Annotated in this window: 2 protein-coding genes and 1 pseudogene; all 3 read right to left on the bottom strand. The window is 46.5% G+C overall.

Annotated elements, in window-relative coordinates:
- Positions 1 to 54: 54 nt before the first annotated feature.
- A pseudogene (locus AC2VDX_RS25045) lies at positions 55 to 6,798 on the bottom strand (amino acid adenylation domain-containing protein); the annotation flags it as partial.
- Between the two features lie 284 nt (positions 6,799 to 7,082).
- Positions 7,083 to 11,711 carry a type I polyketide synthase gene (locus AC2VDX_RS25040; RefSeq protein ID WP_378172650.1) on the bottom strand — a complete coding sequence of 1,543 codons (4,629 nt, stop codon included), beginning with the start codon at positions 11,709 to 11,711 and terminating at the stop codon, positions 7,083 to 7,085.
- Positions 11,704 to 17,481 (bottom strand): amino acid adenylation domain-containing protein, encoded by a 5,778-nt coding sequence (locus tag AC2VDX_RS25035; protein WP_378172647.1) that lies wholly within the window; start codon positions 17,479 to 17,481, stop codon positions 11,704 to 11,706. Before AC2VDX_RS25035 ends, AC2VDX_RS25040 begins: the two co-directional genes overlap by 8 nt.
- Between the last annotated feature and the right edge of the window lie 479 nt (positions 17,482 to 17,960).

Raw genomic sequence — 17,960 nt, 5'->3', positions numbered from 1 at the left:
ACGAGCCGTTCTGGAAATTGGCTTAATCGCTGCTTCCTGAGCATCAGCGTTACTCTCTTTAGTTTGAGCAATGCTTTCGGCAATTCCAGCAATAGTTGGCAACTCAAATAGATTTCGCAAAGGAATTTCTACTTGAAATGTACGGCGCACTTTAGAAATTAGTTGAGTCGCTACTAAAGAGTTACCGCCAAGCTCAAAGAAGTTGTCGTGAATGCCTACCTGCTTAAGGTCGAGAACTTCAGTCCAAAGTTGCGCTAGCTTTTCTTCAACCGGGTTACGGGGAGCTATATAAGCAACTGCCGATGACGGTATATTTTCTGGTGCAGGTAATGCTCGACGATCGATTTTGCCATTCGCCGTTAAAGGTAACGCCTCTAAAAACATGAAGGCGGATGGCACCATATAACTCGGCAGTTTCTGTTTCAAGAAGCCGCGTAGATCGTGAATGCTGGATGCTTGTTCTTTGGGAACAACGTAAGCGACTAAACGCTTGTCACCGGGGTTATCCTCCCGCAGCAAAACCACCGTCTCTCGGATGGCTGAATATTGCATCAGCGCTGCTTCAATTTCTCCCAGTTCGATGCGAAAACCCCGCAGTTTTACTTGATTGTCAATTCTGCCGAGAAACTCAATGTTTCCATCAGGTAGATAACGCGCTAAATCTCCAGTTTTGTATAGGCGGAACCTCTCCCCCAACCCCTCCCCTGATAGGGGAGGGGAGCAATTCTCCCCCTTCCCTTGTAGGGAAGGGGGCTGGGGGGTTAGGTTTTTAAATGGATTCGGAATCAACTTCTCCCCTGGTAGGGGAGGGGAGCAATTCTCCCCATTCCCTTGTAGGGAAGGGGGCTGGGGGGTTAGGTTTTTAAATGGATTCGGAATAAACTTCTCTGCTGTCAATTCAGGACGATTGAGATAGCCTCGCGCTAAGCCAACACCGCCGATGTGGAGTTCACCAGGCACACCAACTGGAACGGGTTGCAGGTGTCGATCGAGGATATAAAGTTGAGTATTAGCGATCGCGCGACCAATCGGAACGCTTGTTAATTTACTTTCTGGATTACAAGCCCAATAAGTGACATCAATTGCCGCTTCTGTCGGGCCATAAAGATTGTGTAATTCCGCGTCCATCCGGGCAAAAAAGCGTTGTTGCAGTTCGTAAGATAAAGCCTCACCACTACAGATCGCTCGTTTGAGACATTGACATTTTTCTAATCCTGGTTCTTCTAGAAAAACCTGAAGCATTGGCGGCACAAAATGAATGGTGGTGATTTGCTCTTGGGCAATCAGATCCACTAAATAAGCACTATCTTGATGTCCTCCGAGTCGAGCCACAACTAGACAAGATCCGGTTAACAAAGGCAAGAAGAATTCCCAAACGGAAACATCAAAGCTGAAGGGCGTTTTCTGTAAAACTCGGTCTGTTTCTGTTAGTTGATAAGTATCCTGCATCCACAGTAAACGATTGCAGATACCGCGATGGGTATTCATTGCCCCTTTAGGAATTCCTGTGGAACCAGAGGTATAAATAACGTAAGCTAAATTTTCCGCAGTCACACCGCTAGGAGGATTTTCTAAGCTCTCTTGGGCAAGGCTTTCCCAATCTGAATCGAGGCATAAAACTTGAGCATTATGTTTGGGAATATTTTCGACTAAATGCTGTTGAGTTAACAGCACAGTTACTTGAGCATCTGACAGCATGAAAGCTAGGCGGTCTTGGGGATAAGACGGATCGAGAGGAACATAAGCTCCACCTGCTTTGAGAATGCCAAGTAATCCCACCACCATTTCTAGGCAGCGTTCCATACAAATGCCAACCAAAACTTCTGGTTTTACGCCTAGCTTTTGCAAGCGATGCGCTACTTGGTTAGCTTGTTGATTTAATTGCCGATAAGTTAATTCTTTGCCTTCAAAAACGACTGCGATATTGTCAGGGGTTTTCTCTACCTGAGCGGTAAATAATTGATGGAGACACGCATCTTTTGGGTAATTAAGCTGAGTATTATTCCACTCTACAAGTAACTGATGTTGTTCCTTCGCAGAAATTAGAGTTGATAACTCATAACGTGCCGAAGGTTGGTTTGCCATGACTTCAAGAGTCTTAGCGTAATATCCCCGAATCGCCTCTGTTTCTTCTTGAGAAAATGATGCTTGATATTCCAGCTTGATTTGGACGCGATCGCTAACCGGATTCAAGACAAAATTAGCAATTAAAGCAAAGTTTGTCTCTTCAAAAAACGCCGCGTCTAATATCTCAATATTTTTTAATCCTAGAACACTTTCATAAACATGAAAATGTGTAAAGTTAAAAGCCGTTTCAAAAAGCAATTGCCTGTCTAACACTTTCTGCAATGGCAGGGGATAGCGACGAAAAGGTAGTAATTCCCGTTCAGAGGCAAAGGTTTGTTTTACCAAGTCTATCCAGGTTCCTCCTGGCAATTCTTGGCAAAATGGTAGCGTGTTTAGGAAAAGTCCTAGAACCTTTTCACCATCTTTTTTTTCGAGTCTGCCATTGGATACTAAGCCAGTTAAAACTGCTGATTGACCGCTTAACAAACTTAATACTCGCAGATGTGCTGCTAGGAGAACACTTTTTAGGGGAACGCCTGCGGATTCAGCGAGTTCTTTTAAACCTGCGGAAGTCTCAGAGGAGAGGAAAAGTTCTTGCGTGCATGACTTCTTTTGATGGGTTTCTTGAGCCGGAGGAAACCAGCGAGGCAGTTTAGAAATGGTGCTGTTTTTTAACTTTTCGCTCCAAAAGCTGCGACATTCCTCGGATGCGATCGCTTGACGTTCTAAAGATACAAAATCTCGGAAATTACTAACAGGTGATGGCGAAACTGCCAGAGTTTGTTTGCCTTCCAGCAAGGCAGAATACTGTTGAAACAACTCGGAGAATAAAGAAGCTACACTCCAGCCGTCGAGAATAGCATGGTGGAAGCTGAGAGTGAGTTGAAATGTTGCCTCACTGCGGCGATGTACCTGAAATTTCAGCAGAGGAGGACGAGTCCAATCAAAGTTTCGGCTTTTTTCGATTTCAAACCAGTTAGTGAGTGCGTCTGCTTGTTCAGAATGACGCCAATCCTCTACTTGCAGAGGAACTTCAACTGTTTGATGAATGAGTTGTAGCGGTTCTTTGAAGGTAGTTAAGTCGAAGCAGGTGCGTAACACTGCATGACGACTGATTAGATATTTGATGGTTGTTCGCAAAGCTTCCAGGTCAAAAGTTGCTTGCACCTGGAAGCTTACAATGTCGTGATAAACTGCTGTTTCTGGGCTGTATTCGCTATGGAATAGCATCCCTGCTTGCAACTTGGTGAGGGGATAGGCGTCCTCGATTCCATTAGGTAATTTTTGACTATCTGCTTCGGAAATGAGGCTAAAAGGTGCAACGGAAGCAGTCTTTTCAATTTCACTCGCTTCTAGATATGGTGCTAATTCGGAAATCGTCTGATATTGGAATAGTTGTTGTAGAGAGAAGTTTAAGCCTCGGTTTTGCACAAGCGATCGCACTTGTATACTCCGAATCGAATCACCGCCCAAAGCAAAGAAGTTGTCGTGGATGCCAACTTGCTCCAGTTTGAGAACTTCGCGCCAAATTTCTGCCAAAACCTGCTCTGCGGGCGTTCTAGGTGCCACAAAAGCATCATCTAAGTTTGGTCTGGCTATCCCCGGAGATGGCAATTTTTGACGATCTATCTTTCCGTTGGGAGTTAGCGGTAAAAACTCTAAAGTGACAAAGGCAGATGGGATCGAATACTCTGGCAGTTGCTGTTGTAAGTAAGAGCGCAATTCGCTAACTGTGGGGACTGCTGCTGACTTAGGAACAACATAAGCCACCAATTTAGGTCCCGGTTCATCTTCCCGAATTAGCACCACCACGTCTCGAATTTGGGGGTGCTGTGCTAATACCGATTCAATTTCTTCTAGTTCAATCCGAAAGCCTCTTAGCTTGACTTGGCGATCGCATCTTCCCAGATATTCAATCGTGCCATCAGCTTGGTAACGCGCCAAATCCCCCGTTTTATATAGGCGAGACCTCTCCCCCAACCCCTCCCCTACCACGAGAGGAGAGCAATTTTCTCCCTCCACTACCACGAGAGAGAAGCAATTCTCCCCCTTCCCTTGTAGGGAAGGGGGTTGGGGGGTTAGGTTCTTAAACGGATTAGGAATAAACTTCTGTGCTGTCAATTCTGGACGATTTAGATAACCCCGCGCCACTCCTGCACCGCCGATATGTAGCTCACCAATCACGCCAATCGGGACAGGTTGCAGATTCCGATCCAAAATATAAAGTTGAGTATTCGCAATCGGACGACCAATCGGGATCGATCCAGATTCATGCTTGCCTAGAGGAACTTGATAAATGCAGCATCCCACAACAGTTTCTGTAGGACCATATTCATTTACCAATACAGTCTCAGGAGCAAATTTTTGCCAAAATGCAATGCTTTGAGCTAAAAGATTTTCGCCGCCAATAATAAAGGCTTTGGTTCGACCCGCCACTTCTTCAGGTGTTAACTGATGGCGCAGCAAATCCAACTGAGCCGGGGTAATTTTAACTAAACTAAAGTCACCACCCTGCCGCAGTGCGATACCCAAAGCCTCGATACCCTGTTCAGGCAGCAAGATTACCCGATTTCCCACTAATAAAGGTGAAAATAACCCGGTAATCGTCATATCGAAGCTAAGGGAAGAGTGAACCGGAGCGCCTTTCCCGGTTTCGACTGCGTAAGCTTGCGAACACCAACTTAAGTAGTTCACCAGTCCTCGATGGGGAATCAAGGTTCCTTTTGGCTTACCCGTGGAACCGGAAGTATAGATGACGTAGGCGAGGTTATCGGCGTTAACTTCACTCGATGGACTTTCTACATTTTCTTGGGAAATGCAATCCCAGTCTGCATCTAAACAAATAACTTTAGCGGTGTGGTGAGGTAGCTTTTCTATTAAATGCTGTTGAGTTAACAACACGGGCATCTGAGCGTCTGACAGCATGAAAGATAGGCGCTCTTGGGGATAGGATGGGTCTAACGGCACGTAAGCTCCTCCTGCCTTGAGAATGCCGATGAGTCCGACCATCATCTCCAAAGAGCGTTCTACACAAATGCCAACGAGAGATTCGGTTGATATCCCCTTTTTTTGCAGGTAATGCGCCAGTTGGTTCGCACGTTCATTTAACTGTTTGTAGGTGAGATATTGATCTTCAAATGTGAGAGCGATCGCGAAGCGTGCGCTTAGCGCAATCGCATCCGGCGTCTTCTCCACCTGCTGTTCAAATAACTGATGAAAGCAGCTATCGGCGGGGTAATCAGTCTGAGTCTGATTCCACTCCACCAACAACTGATATCTTTCAGCAGCTGTCAATAAGGGCAAATCTGACAAACGGCGATCGGGATTCGCCACAATGCCTTCCAGCAGCGTTTGAAAATGCCCCAGCATCCGAGTAATCGTAGCGGCATCGAACAAGTCAGTGTTGTACTCCAACGATCCTGTCAGTCCTTGCTCGGTATCCGTTATCTCTAGCGTCAAATCAAACTTGGCGGTGCCAGTTTCTACCTCCACAAGACTCAAACTCAGACCTGGGAGCTGCAAGGCTGTTTTGGGGGCAGTGTGGAGGGCAAACATCACCTGGAATAGGGGTGTATAACTGCGATCGCGACTTGGCTGTAGTTCCTCTACCAGCTTTTCAAAGGGCAGATCCTGGTGAGCATAAGCTTGTAGCGCCACTTCGCGCACCCTCGCCAGCAATTCTTGAAAACTCATGTTTTCAGACAGCAGCGTGCGTAAAACCAGCGTGTTGACAAAGAAACCAATCAGAGGCTCAGTTTCCCTCTGGCTACGATTGGTCATGGGAGTGCCAATCGAGATGTCTTGCTGCCCCGTATAGCGGTAAAGCAGCGTCTTAAAAGCCGCTAATAGCGTCATAAACAGCGTACTTTCTGACTGCTGACTCAACGCCCTCAGCGATAAGGCAAGCGGTTGAGAAATGGTGAAAAATTGCCTAGCGCCCCTAAAAGTATTAACAGTTGGTCGCGGTCTATTTGTAGGCAGTTCCAAAATTGGGGAAGCACCCGTTAATTGCTGCTTCCAGTAGTTAAGCTGAGTTTCTAGAATTTCTCCCACAAGCCACTGTCGTTGCCATGCAGCAAAGTCGGCATACTGAATCGGAAGCTCAGGTAATGGTGAGGGCTTGCCTTGACAAATCGCTTCATACAATGCAGCCAATTCTTGAATAATCACACCACGAGACCAACCATCAGAAACGATGTGGTGCATCGCGAACAACATCAGGTGTTCTGTCTCACTCAGCTGCAACAGCTTCACTCGCAGTAGTGGTTCCTGTGATAGGTCAAAAGGACGTTGAGCTTCCTCCTTTTTCGCATCTTCCAACAACTGCTGTTGTTTGCTTTCAGGCAAGTTACGTAAATCGATTACGGGCAGATTCAACGTCAAACCTGAAAATTTTTCCTGTACAGGTTGTCCCCCCACCGCAATAAAACGGGTTTGTAGAACTTCGTGTCGTTGCCGAATTTGATTCAGGCTTTGTTCCAGTGCTTTTACATTTAAAAGTCCTGTCAATTCTATGGCGATGGGGATGTTGTAAATAGGGCTATCTGGCTCTAGTTGATGAATAATCCACAGCCGTTGCTGATGAAAAGATAAAGGCAACGAGTTGGAATCTTTTCGTTGAGGAATTGATTGAGTTTTAACAGAAGTAAAACCCTTTTGTTTGAGTCGCAGTTCCAGTAGCGCCCGTTGTTCCGGAGATAAAGCAGCAATTCTTTGAGAAATATTATTCATAATTAATTACTCCATAAAAGCTTAGTGCTAGAGAAAGACGTGAGAGTATATAGCACAATACGGTTTATTGTAGGTTGGGTTGAGGAACGAAACCCAACACGCATAAGCATTTGTTGGGTTTCGTTCCTCAACCCAACCTACAACTACAACTATTCTTAAGTGAGCTGTATTGGTATATAGCAATCTTAAACAACTTGTAAAATCTTCCATTTCTCTTCCTTCGCGGTTCCTTAATAAAGAGCCGGTTCAAAAATTAGAGATGACGGCTCTAATCTTTTTGATTACTAACGAAAGCTTGCTTGTGATTCTTTAGCAACCAGTGCTTGTATTTCATCCAAGGAGAGATTTTCTACCTCTGCTAATAGCTGCTCAATCTCAGCAATTTGTTCGGGTTTGGGCTGTTTTTCGGCAATTGCAGTAGCGATTTCCGCGACTGTAGAAGTTTCAAAAAGCAGAGTACGCAGCGGTAATTCCACTTGGAAAGTTTCACGCAGTCGGGAAATCGTTTGTACAGCCAGTAAAGAGTGTCCGCCTAACTCAAAGAAGTTGTCGTAAATTCCTATTTTTTCAATTCCTATCAGTTCTTGCCAGATATTGGCGATACCTTGCTCAATCTGATTGCGAGGAGCAACATAAGCATTTGCTTGCAGGTGTCTGGGATGTCTAGTTGTCGATAATTGGCTAAAATTATCTAATTTTTGAGCGGGATAACTCGATGAAGTAAAGTTAGAACTTTGCTCAATGATATCTGATAAATCTTGCGTTGAAATGATAACTTGAGGAAGAGAATTTTCCAGAATTCGGCTCAATATATCTACGGCTTCTGCGGGTAAAAGCCCATTTTTTAGACTTTCTTCTCGCCACTTTTTGAGCTGTTCAGGAACGGCAGTATTTACCGCCATGCCGACTTCTTGCCACGCATCCCAGTTGATTGAGATTGTGCGACCATTAAAAGTATTGCAGTGAGCAAAAGCATCTAAAAAGGCATTGGCAGCACTATAGTCTACCTGTCCAAATCCGCCTTGGATTGAGCTAAGGGATGAAGAGAGAACCACGAAGTCTAAATTGACATCTTTGAGGAGATCGTTTAACACCAAAGTTCCCATCACTTTGGGAGCAAAAACACTCTCAACAATTTCTGGTGTTTTGAGTTGAATCATGCCACCACCAGCAACTCCAGCGGCGTGGATAACCCCGTGAATCTCACCAAAACGTTCTAGGGATTGCGCGATCGCATTCTGCATTTGTTCATAATTCGCAACATCGGCAGCGAATACCAGTACCTCAGCTCCTAATGCTTCTAACTCCTGCAATTTCTGAATCTTAATAGTGGTAGGATCGAGCGCATCATGAGTGGCGATCCATTGCTGCCACTGCTCTTTTGTAGGCAGTGCAGAACGTCCGATTAGAATCAGCTTGGCTTGTACTGTCTTGGCAAGATATTCGGCTAAGACTAAGCCCATCCCTCCCATGCCACCTGTGATGAGATATACTCCCCCTTGTCGTAACCGGGTTTGGCTGGCTTTTTCTAGCGGGACTGGCTCAAATGTCTGAACCCAGCGATGATTGCCACGATAGGCAATCATTAAGTCTTTTGAATCTGCCCTTAGTTCTGCTATCAGTTGCTTTACTAAGTTGTTGGTTCCTGATGCCGATATCGCCACATCAACTTGACGACAATTAATGTGAGGATACTCTTGAGGAATGACTTTGCATGAACCGATGATTGTTGCTTTTTCAGGACACAATGGCTCATCGCCAGTAATGTCATAAAGATTGTTACTGGCAACTAGAAGTTGAATAGAATTGCTAACTGGTTGTTGTCCTAACGCTGGTGCTAAATAAATCAGACTGTAGAAACCGAGATTTTGGCTGGTTTCAAAAGACTGAGGCGGTGATTGGGTGATACTCCAGAGATGCGCGATCGCATTCGGGGTTTTTCCTTGTTCCCGCACGGCTCGAATCAAGGCGTGATAGTCATCCTGGCAAGCTGGATTAATCGTGTAAGTATTGCTATCAAGTTGCTTAAATTGCTCTCCAACCCGAACAGAAATCGCATCCTGTCCAGTTTGTTGCAATCGTTGGACGATTTGAGAACCTATCCCACACTCATCAACAAAAACCAGGTAGCAAGCAGACGGAATCTCTCTAGTTTTTACCAAGGGAATTTGTTTCCAAGAAGGAACATAAAACCAGTCAGTAATATTCGATTTCCCTAGCTTGCTTTCACCTGTACGGGTTGCTGGGACTTGGGTTTGGGGTTCAATCCAGTAACGCTGACGTTCAAACGGGTAAGTCGGTAAAGGCACGCGGTGACGTTGTTCGCCAGCATAAAAACCAGACCAATTCACCGCAACTCCTGCTAGCCAAAGCCGCCCTAAGATATTGAGTAAAAAGGCGATATCTGAGTTTTGCTCTTGGGGATGGCGTAACGAAGGTAATACCACTTGCCCGATTTCTTGATGGGAATGCTGTTTGACAAGGGTACACAAACTACGCCCCGGACCAACTTCTAAGAAGATGCGATTTGGCTGTTGCAGTAAGGTAGAGATTCCCTCAAGAAAGCGTACTGTCTGCCGTAAATGCGTCGCCCAGTAATTGGGATTTGTGGCTTCTTCTGCTGTAATCCAAGTTCCCGTAACATTGGAGATAAAGGGAATCTGAGGAGGATTCAATTTAACTTTTTTCACTTCCTCAATGAATGGCTCCAATATGGACTCCATCATCTGAGAATGAAAGGCATGAGAAGTATGCAAACGCCGACACTCGACACCTTTCGCAGTGAGTTGCGCTTCAATTGCGTCTACAGCGTCAAGGGTTCCGGAAACGACACACAAAGAAGGGGCGTTACTGGCGGCTAAAGATAAATTCTCATTCAGTAGACTTTGAATTTCCGCTTCTGGCAATGAAACGGCAAGCATCGCCCCGGCTGGCATTTGCTGCATCAGTCGCCCACGAATCGCCACCAAAGCTAAAGCGTCTTCAACAGACATGACACCCGCAAGGCAAGCCGCTACATATTCGCCAATGCTATGACCTAGCATCGCTTGGGGAGAAATGCCCCACGACATCCACAACTGAGCTAAGGCATACTCAATTACAAACAATGCGGGTTGAGCAAAGCAAGTTTGTTTGAGTTTTTCTGCGACTGCTTCAGGATGAGGCGGGTTGGGATAAAGTAGCGATCGCAAATCCATCCCGATATCAGGTTGAAGAAGGTAGGCGCAGCGGTCTACTTGTTGGCTAAATATCGGCTCAGTCTGGTACAGTTCCCGCCCCATATCCACATACTGCGCTCCTTGTCCGGGAAACAGGAAGGCGATGGAGCGCTCAGCAGGCTCTTGGAAGTGAGTGAAAACTTTTTGGGTACCTGGGGTTTCCAATCGGGTTGCTAACTCCTCAACAGTCTGGCAAACCCAGATCCGGCGATGTTCAAAAGCCCGACGACCCACTTGGAGAGTGTAAGCAACATCCGCCAAATTGAGATCGGGATGCTTCTTAAGGTGAGCTGCCAAATTTGCCGTAGCCGTCTCTAGCGCCGATTCTGTTTTGGCGGAAAGCACCAACAATTGCCACGGACGAGAAGTTCCAGACACTGCCATCGGGGGTTCTTCGAGAACGACATGGGCGTTGGTGCCACCAATCCCCAAAGAACTGACTCCGGCGCGGCGCGGGGTTGAACTTGCCTTCCATTCCGTCAGCTGGGTATTGACGTAAAAGGGACTATTGGCAAAATCAATCTCAGGATTTGGCTGTTGAAAATTTAGGCTGGGTGGAATTAACTTGTGTTTTAGTGCCAAAACCGTCTTAATTAGTCCCGTGACACCTGCTGCTGCATCCAGATGACCGATGTTGGTTTTGACGGAACCGATGGCACAGAAATTCTTTTTCTCGGTATTGGCACGAAAAACGTGGGAAAGTGCGGTAATTTCAATCGGATCGCCTAAGACGGTTCCAGTGCCGTGAGTTTCGATATAGGAGACAGTTTCCGGATCGACTCCTGCTAGCGCCAGTGCTTCTGCGATCGCGTCTGCTTGTCCGTTGACGCTGGGTGCTGTATACCCGACTTTCTGGGAACCATCGTTATTGATGGCTGAACCTTTAATTACCGCGTGAATGCGATCGCCATCTGCGATCGCATCCGCCAATCTTTTTAAAACTACAACTCCCACACCATTGCCAATAATCGTTCCCTGTGCATCAGCATCAAAGGCGCGGCAATGACCATCAGGAGATAAAATTCCCCCTTCTTGATATAAATAACCTGTTTTTTGCGGCACCCGAATCGAAACTCCACCCGCCAATGCCATATCGCATTGATAATTTAATAAACTTTGGCAAGCCAGAGTTGTAGCAACTAATGAAGTGGAACAAGCTGTTTGAACGGTCAGGCTTGGCCCTTTGAGATTTAATTTGTAAGAAACGCGGCTAGTGAGGAAATCTTTATCGTTGCCAATCAATTTTTGGAAACTGTCCGCCGACCCGATGCAATCGCGATTTAAATTAAAAGATAAATAATTATTCAGGCTGGCACCTGCATAAACGCCGATTCGACTTTCACATCTTTGGGTGTCGTAACCAGCATTTTCCAGCGCCTCCCAAGCACATTCTAAAAAGATCCGGTGTTGCGGATCGGTCATTTCCGCTTCTTTTGGATTGAAGCCAAAGAAGGAAGCATCAAAAAACTCGATATCTTCTAATACGGCACCAGCTTTTACATGATTGGGATCGTTGAGTAACTCTGGGGCGATTTCAGAAGCTGTTAATTCTTCATTGGTGAAGACCGAAATTGATTCGATTCCATCGCGTAAATTTCGCCAAAATTCTTCGATATTCTTAGCACCGGGAAAGCGTCCGCTCATGCCGATAATGGCAATACCTTCCAGAGAATCGTAACTTGTAGCGCTACCCATGAATCTTTCTACCTTGCTTGCTCAATAGTTCTTTTTGGCGATTGATAGCCTCTATTTGCTTTTGAGCGCGAAGCACACTATCGCGTCCCGCTTCGCTAACGCGCATCTCTTCAAAAGCAGGCTGTTGTTGTTGGCTTAAATATTGCGCCAGCGAATAAATAGTTGGGTTTTGAAATAGAGTGACTACTGATATCTCTCGGTTCAAAACTGTCTGTAGTTTGTGATTCACCCGAAGCATCAGTAATGAATGTCCACCGATATCAAAGAAATTGTCGTGAATGCCGACTTTCTCTAAGTTCAGTACCGTTTGCCAAACAGTCGCGATAGTTTTTTCAATCTCCGATTGGGGAGGTTGATAAACTGCTGCTAATAAACGCAGATTTTCCGGAACAGGTAAGGCGCGACGATTGACTTTTCCATTCGGTGTCAGCGGCAAAGTGTCTAGAAATACGAAAGTCGAAGGCACCATGTATTCAGGAAGAGTTTGTTTTAAGCGATCGCGCAATTCATTAATCGAAACTTCAGCATCCTGATTCGGAACTACATAAGCGACTAATCGGCGATCGTTGGGCATATCTTCTTTAGCAATCACCACCGTTTCTCGCACCTGTGGATGTTGTCCCAGCACCGCCTCAATTTCCCCTAGTTCGATACGGAAACCCCGAATTTTTACTTGATGGTCAATTCTTCCCAAAAATTCAATGTTTCCATCTGGCAAATAGCGTGCTAAATCTCCGGTTTTGTAAAGGCGGAACCTCTCCCCCAACCCCTCTCGATCCCCCCTTGCCCCCCTTAAAAAGGGGGGATCGAGAGGGGCTTCCGGCTCCCCCTGCCCTCGTAGGGAAGGGGGCTGGGGGGTTAGGTCTTTCAAGCTAAACCTCTCCCCCAACCCCTCTCGATCCCCCCTTGCCCCCCTTAAAAAGGGGGGATCGAGAGGGGCTTCCGGCTCCCCCTGCCCTGGTAGGGAAGGGGGCTGGGGGGTTAGGTCTTTCAAGGGATTAGCAATAAACCTCTCTTGGGTTAACTCTGGTTGATTCAGATAACCTCTAGCCAAACCAAAACCGCCAATATGCAACTCTCCCGGAACTCCAATCGGAACAGGTTGCAAATGCGAATCTAATAAATATATCTGTGTATTGGCAATCGGGCGACCGATGGGAACAATTCGCCTTTTGCTGTGACGCTGACAAGCCCAAAAAGTAACATCAATTGCTGCTTCGGTCGGACCATAGAGATTATGTAGTTCTGCTGCATCCAGACGTGCGAAAAAGCGTTCTTGTAAATCAAAAGGCAGTGCTTCGCCGCTACAAAAGACACGCTTGAGACTGTTACATTTTTCTAGCCCCGGCTCCTCTAAAAATACTTGCAGCATTGAGGGGACGAAGTGCAGTGTAGTAATTTGTTGCTGGGCAATCAGCCGGAGTAAATAACCGCTATCTTGATGACCCCCTGGTTTGGCTAAAACGAGACTAGCGCCCGTTAACAAAGGCAAGAAAAATTCCCAAACTGACACATCAAAGCTGAACGGAGTCTTTTGTAAAACTCGGTCGGTTGCTGTTAATTGGTAGGTGTCCTGCATCCAGAGCAAGCGATTGTTTAACCCCAGGTGGGTGTTCATCGCTCCCTTAGGCTTTCCTGTGGAACCAGAGGTGTAAATTACATAAGCTAGGTTCTCTGGTGTAGCGGATGAAGCTGGGTTTTCTGTACACTCTTGGGTAATTGTTTCCCAGTCGGTATCTAAACAGATGACTTTCGCTTGATGTTGTTGAGAACGTAGGTTGGGTTGAGGTAACGAAACCCAACAAGCCTCCTGAGTTTGGTTTCGCTTATGCTCAACCAAACCTACTATGTCTTTAACCAAATGTTGTTGAGTCAAAAGCAGTGAAACTTGGGCATCTGCTAACATGAACGCTAAGCGTTCTTGAGGATACTTGGGATCTAGTGGCAGGTAAGCGCCACCCGCTTTGAGAATACCCAAAAGAGCGACTACCATTTCTAGCGATCGCTCTATGCATATGCCAACTAGAACATCTGGTTGCACACCTAGCTGTTGCAGGTGGTGCGCTAACTGGTTCGCTCGGTTATTTAACTCGCGGTAAGTTAGAGACTCGATTAATCCTGTCTCTACATTGTCGAAGATTAAGGCAACAGCATCCGGTGTCTTTTCTACCTGCTGCTCAAATAGTTGATGGATACACTGTTTGGGGTAATCAACTTGAGTGTCATTCCACTCCACAAGCATTGTATGACGCTCAGATGCAGTTAATAGCGGCAAATCTGATAAACACTGTTCTGGATCGGCAACAATTCCTTCTAGTAAGGTTTGGAAATGCCCTAACATCCGGGTGATAGTGTCCTCGTTGAAGAGATCGGTGTTATATTCCAGCGTCCCGATCAATCCCTGTTCGGTATCCATCATTGATAGGAATAAATCGAACTTCGCAGTTCCGCTATCAACTTCCGAAGTTTTTAAAGTTAACTCTGGTAGCGAAACCGTCGATAATGCGGGATTTTGGAGGACGAACATTACCTGAAATATCGGGTGATAACTCAGATCCCGACTCGACTGTAATTCCACCAGCTTCTCGAAAGGCAAATCTTGGTGAACATACGCATCAATTGCCACCTTTCGCACTCGCACCAATAATTCTTTAAAGCTGAGATTTCCCGCCAGATTGGTACGCAACACCAAAGTATTGACAAAGCACCCAATCAATGATTTCAGTTCAGCGCGATCGCGGTTGGCAATCGGGGAGCCGATTAGGATGTCTTCTTGCCTTGTATAACGGTAAAGCAACGTCCCAAACGCCGCCAACAAGGTCATAAATAAGGTGACACCCTCCTGCTGACCTAGCATTTTGATTGCCTCAGTCAATGCTTTGGGCAGCACTAACGTTTGCTGCGCCCCCCGAAAAGTCTGAATAGGCGAGCGCGCACCGTCAGTCGGCAACTCCAATACGGGAAGTTCTCCCCCTAACTGCTGCTTCCAATAATTCAGATGGGTTTCTAGCCTCTCGCCGGAGAACCACCGTCGTTGCCAATCGACATAATCAACATATTGGATGGGAAGTTCAGCCAGTGGCGAAGGCTTTCCGGTAGAGAAAGCTTCGTAAAGTGCTGCCAATTCTCGGATGACAACCCCAATTGACCAACCATCGGCAACAATGTGGTGCAGCGTCAGCAGCAACATCGACTCTTGAAGCGTTAGATGCAGCAGTTTTGCCCGCAATAACGGCGGTTGTGCCAAGTCGAAGGGCGTTTGAGCCTCTGCTGTCGCCAATCGTTGCGCTCCACGCTGGCGATCGCTATCGGGCAATTGCCGCAGATCCACCTCTGGTAAATTTAAGGTGAGAGCGATCGCGTCGCCTTCCGCAAGAATCACTTGTACGGGTTCGCCCTCCACTACAGCAAAGCTTGTCCGCAAGATTTCGTGTCGCTGGATAATTTCGTGAATACTGCGAACCAGCACTGGCACATCCAGCCGTCCCGTCAGGCGAACCGCGATGGGAATGTTATAAGCAGGAGTTCCCGGTTGCAGTTGATTGACAAACCACAATCTCGCTTGAGAAAAAGAAAGAGGATACCGATTGGTCGTTTTCTCAACTCGGCACAAAGGTATCGATGCAGACGGAACCGCCAGAGTAAGTTGGTCGAGTATCTGCCTTGCCAGTTGGCTAATGCAACCTACAACAAACAAGTCCGCAATGGATACAGCTACCCCCAAGTCAACCTCGATCCGATTCTTCAACTCGAAAACCATCAACGAATCAAGACCAAAACTGCTCAAAGGCAGCTCAACACTAATATTTCCTCCGTGATTCTTCCTCTGCGTCCTCTGCGTCCTCTGCGGTTCGTTCAAAAAATTAGCACCTAAATCTTGTAATTCAAACGACGCCACACCTAGCACCCGTGCTACTTGCTGCCGGAGATAAGCCTCTAATCGCTGAGGGAGTTCTTTCGACTCAACAGCCAGTAACTCTTCGCGGGTAAGATTATCTTCCTTTTCGACACGATAAGAATTGTCTAAAATACTGCTGCCAATAACATCCAATTCACCCGCGAGAAACTCCGCACGAGTAGCGCGGCGTTGAATCTTGCCGCTAGAAGTCTTGGGAATACTGCCACCTTTAATCAGAACTACCGCATAAACTTGGATCTCATGTTCTTCTGCAACTGCCTGACGAATGGCGGCGGTGACTTCCTCAACATTCGGTTTCGAGCGAAATTCTACCTCTTGCACCACTACCAGCCGTTCTTCATTGCCGACTTCTACCGCAAAGGCTGCACCACTACCTGAACGTAATCTGGGATGGCTGCATTCTGCCGTTCGTTCAATGTCTTGCGGATAGAGGTTGCGACCCCGGATAATAATTAAATCTTTGGCTCGACCTGTGATAAATAGTTCCCCATTGTGCAAAAAGCCCAAGTCGCCGGTTCTTAAAAAAGGCTTCCCGTCCGTATCTGCCAGGTAGGCGCGGAAGGTTTGCGCCGTCTCCTCTGCTCGATTCCAATAGCCGTGACCTACACTAGGACCTGAAACCCAAATTTCACCAATTTCATCTGTAGCACATCGGGTTAAAGTTTCAGGATTAGCGATCGCAATCTGCTGTTCTGGTAAGGTGTTCCCGCAACCGACGAAAGGCTGGGAATTGTCGTCATCAAAATCAGCATCAATGACTTGGTTGCGTTCTAATGCTGTTTTTTGAACGGTTTTCGTTACCGCAACCGCTGCCTTGACACCACCAGAAACGATCAGGGTTGCCTCCGCCATCCCGTAACAGGGATAAAAAGCTGTTTTTAAAAAGCCGCAGGCAGCAAAGGCATCTGCAAACCGCTCTAAAGTATCTTGGCGGATGGGTTCTGCACCGTTAAAAGCGACACTCCAGGTGCTTAAGTCGAGGGTTTGTTTTTGTTCAGGTGTAATTTTCTGAACGCACAGTTCATAAGCGAAATTCGGACTGCCACTGGTAGTTCCTTGGTAATCGGAGATCGCTTTCAGCCAGCGATACGGACTCACTAGAAAAGACGCGGGTGACATTAAGTGGCAAGGGAACCCGCCATACAAGGGTTGCAGGACGCCGCCGATCAGTCCCATGTCATGATATATCGGTAGCCAGGAGACAAATTTGCTACTGGGCGAATGTTCCATGAGTCGGTAAGTCATGGCGGCATTGTGCAGCAGGTTGCCATGACTGAGCATGACTCCTTTCGGTGTCCCTGTAGAACCGGAGGTGTATTGCAGAAAAGCTAATGTGTCTTGATGAATGCTTGGCGGTTGCCAATTATCTTCGATGCCGTTGGCAATGTTGTCTGTGGTGAGCCAATTTAAAGCATCTGGGTCAGTTTTTTGAGTCAGAAGCGATCGCACCTTAGATACAATTCCCGTTGTGGTGAGCGCGATTTTTGCCTGTGCATCTTGCAAAATTGCTTGAATTCTGGGCGTGTTGCGTTGGTTGCGAGGCGGATAAGCGGGAACTGCGATCGCGCCTGCGTACAAACAACCGAAAAATGCTGCTAGATAATCCAAACCCGGTGGATAAAGCAATAAGGCACGTTCGCCACTTAACCCCATCGCTTGCAGTTGAGATGCGATCGCTCTACTGCGCCGATCCAATTCTCGATAAGTCAGGTTTTCGGCTGGTGTTTCCCCATCCTGCAAGAAGGTAAACGCTAGTTTTTCTGGTTCGTTTACGGCTCTGTAGCGCAGAATGTCTGCTAAAGTCGCAATTTTCTTCGGCTTTTCTGGAAAATCTTGGCAAAAATCGACCATGTTACTTTTTCGGCTTTTTCAACCCTGAACTGTTGAATGGCGTTTTTGGGAGTTTTAGGAACCCTCGACAGAGCAAAAAACTTCACCAATCCTGGTGTTAGCGTTGACCGTAACGCTCCTCCTCAAGAGGTTTTTCAGCGGCAATTTCTCTCTCGTTATTGAGAGCTATTTTTAATAAGCTTGGATAACCTTAGTACAAAGCTTGCAAGTTTGGCAAGTAGTAATAGCGAATATTTTTCAAAACTCTGGTCTTCGCTTTTCTGGAATTAGGGAAAGCATGATTTGACCTAGCCTTGAGGGACGCTCCTGCACTTTTGGTTCCAATAGCGGGAACAGCCGCCAAGCTGCGTAGTTTCATGCGTTCCCGGTCAAGGCGTGCAAATTTTGCTGGAAGCTCAATTGGGTATTTTAATAGAAAACTGACATCAGTTCTCAATAGACTAAATTTTTTTCTACCCTTGACATTGGCAGATAAGACG

The sequence above is a fragment of the Coleofasciculus sp. H7-1 genome, from assembly GCF_057473865.1.
The sequence above is the reverse complement of the archived record's forward strand: the minus strand, read 5'-3'. Positions and strand labels throughout refer to the sequence as shown.

Bases quoted from the DNA above. Each gene is read 5' to 3' on its own strand.
- AC2VDX_RS25040 (WP_378172650.1), bottom strand. From the start codon at position 11,711: ATGGGTAGCGCTACAAGTTACGATTCTCTGGAAGGTATTGCCATTATC.
- AC2VDX_RS25035 (WP_378172647.1), bottom strand. From the start codon at position 17,481: ATGGTCGATTTTTGCCAAGATTTTCCAGAAAAGCCGAAGAAAATTGCG.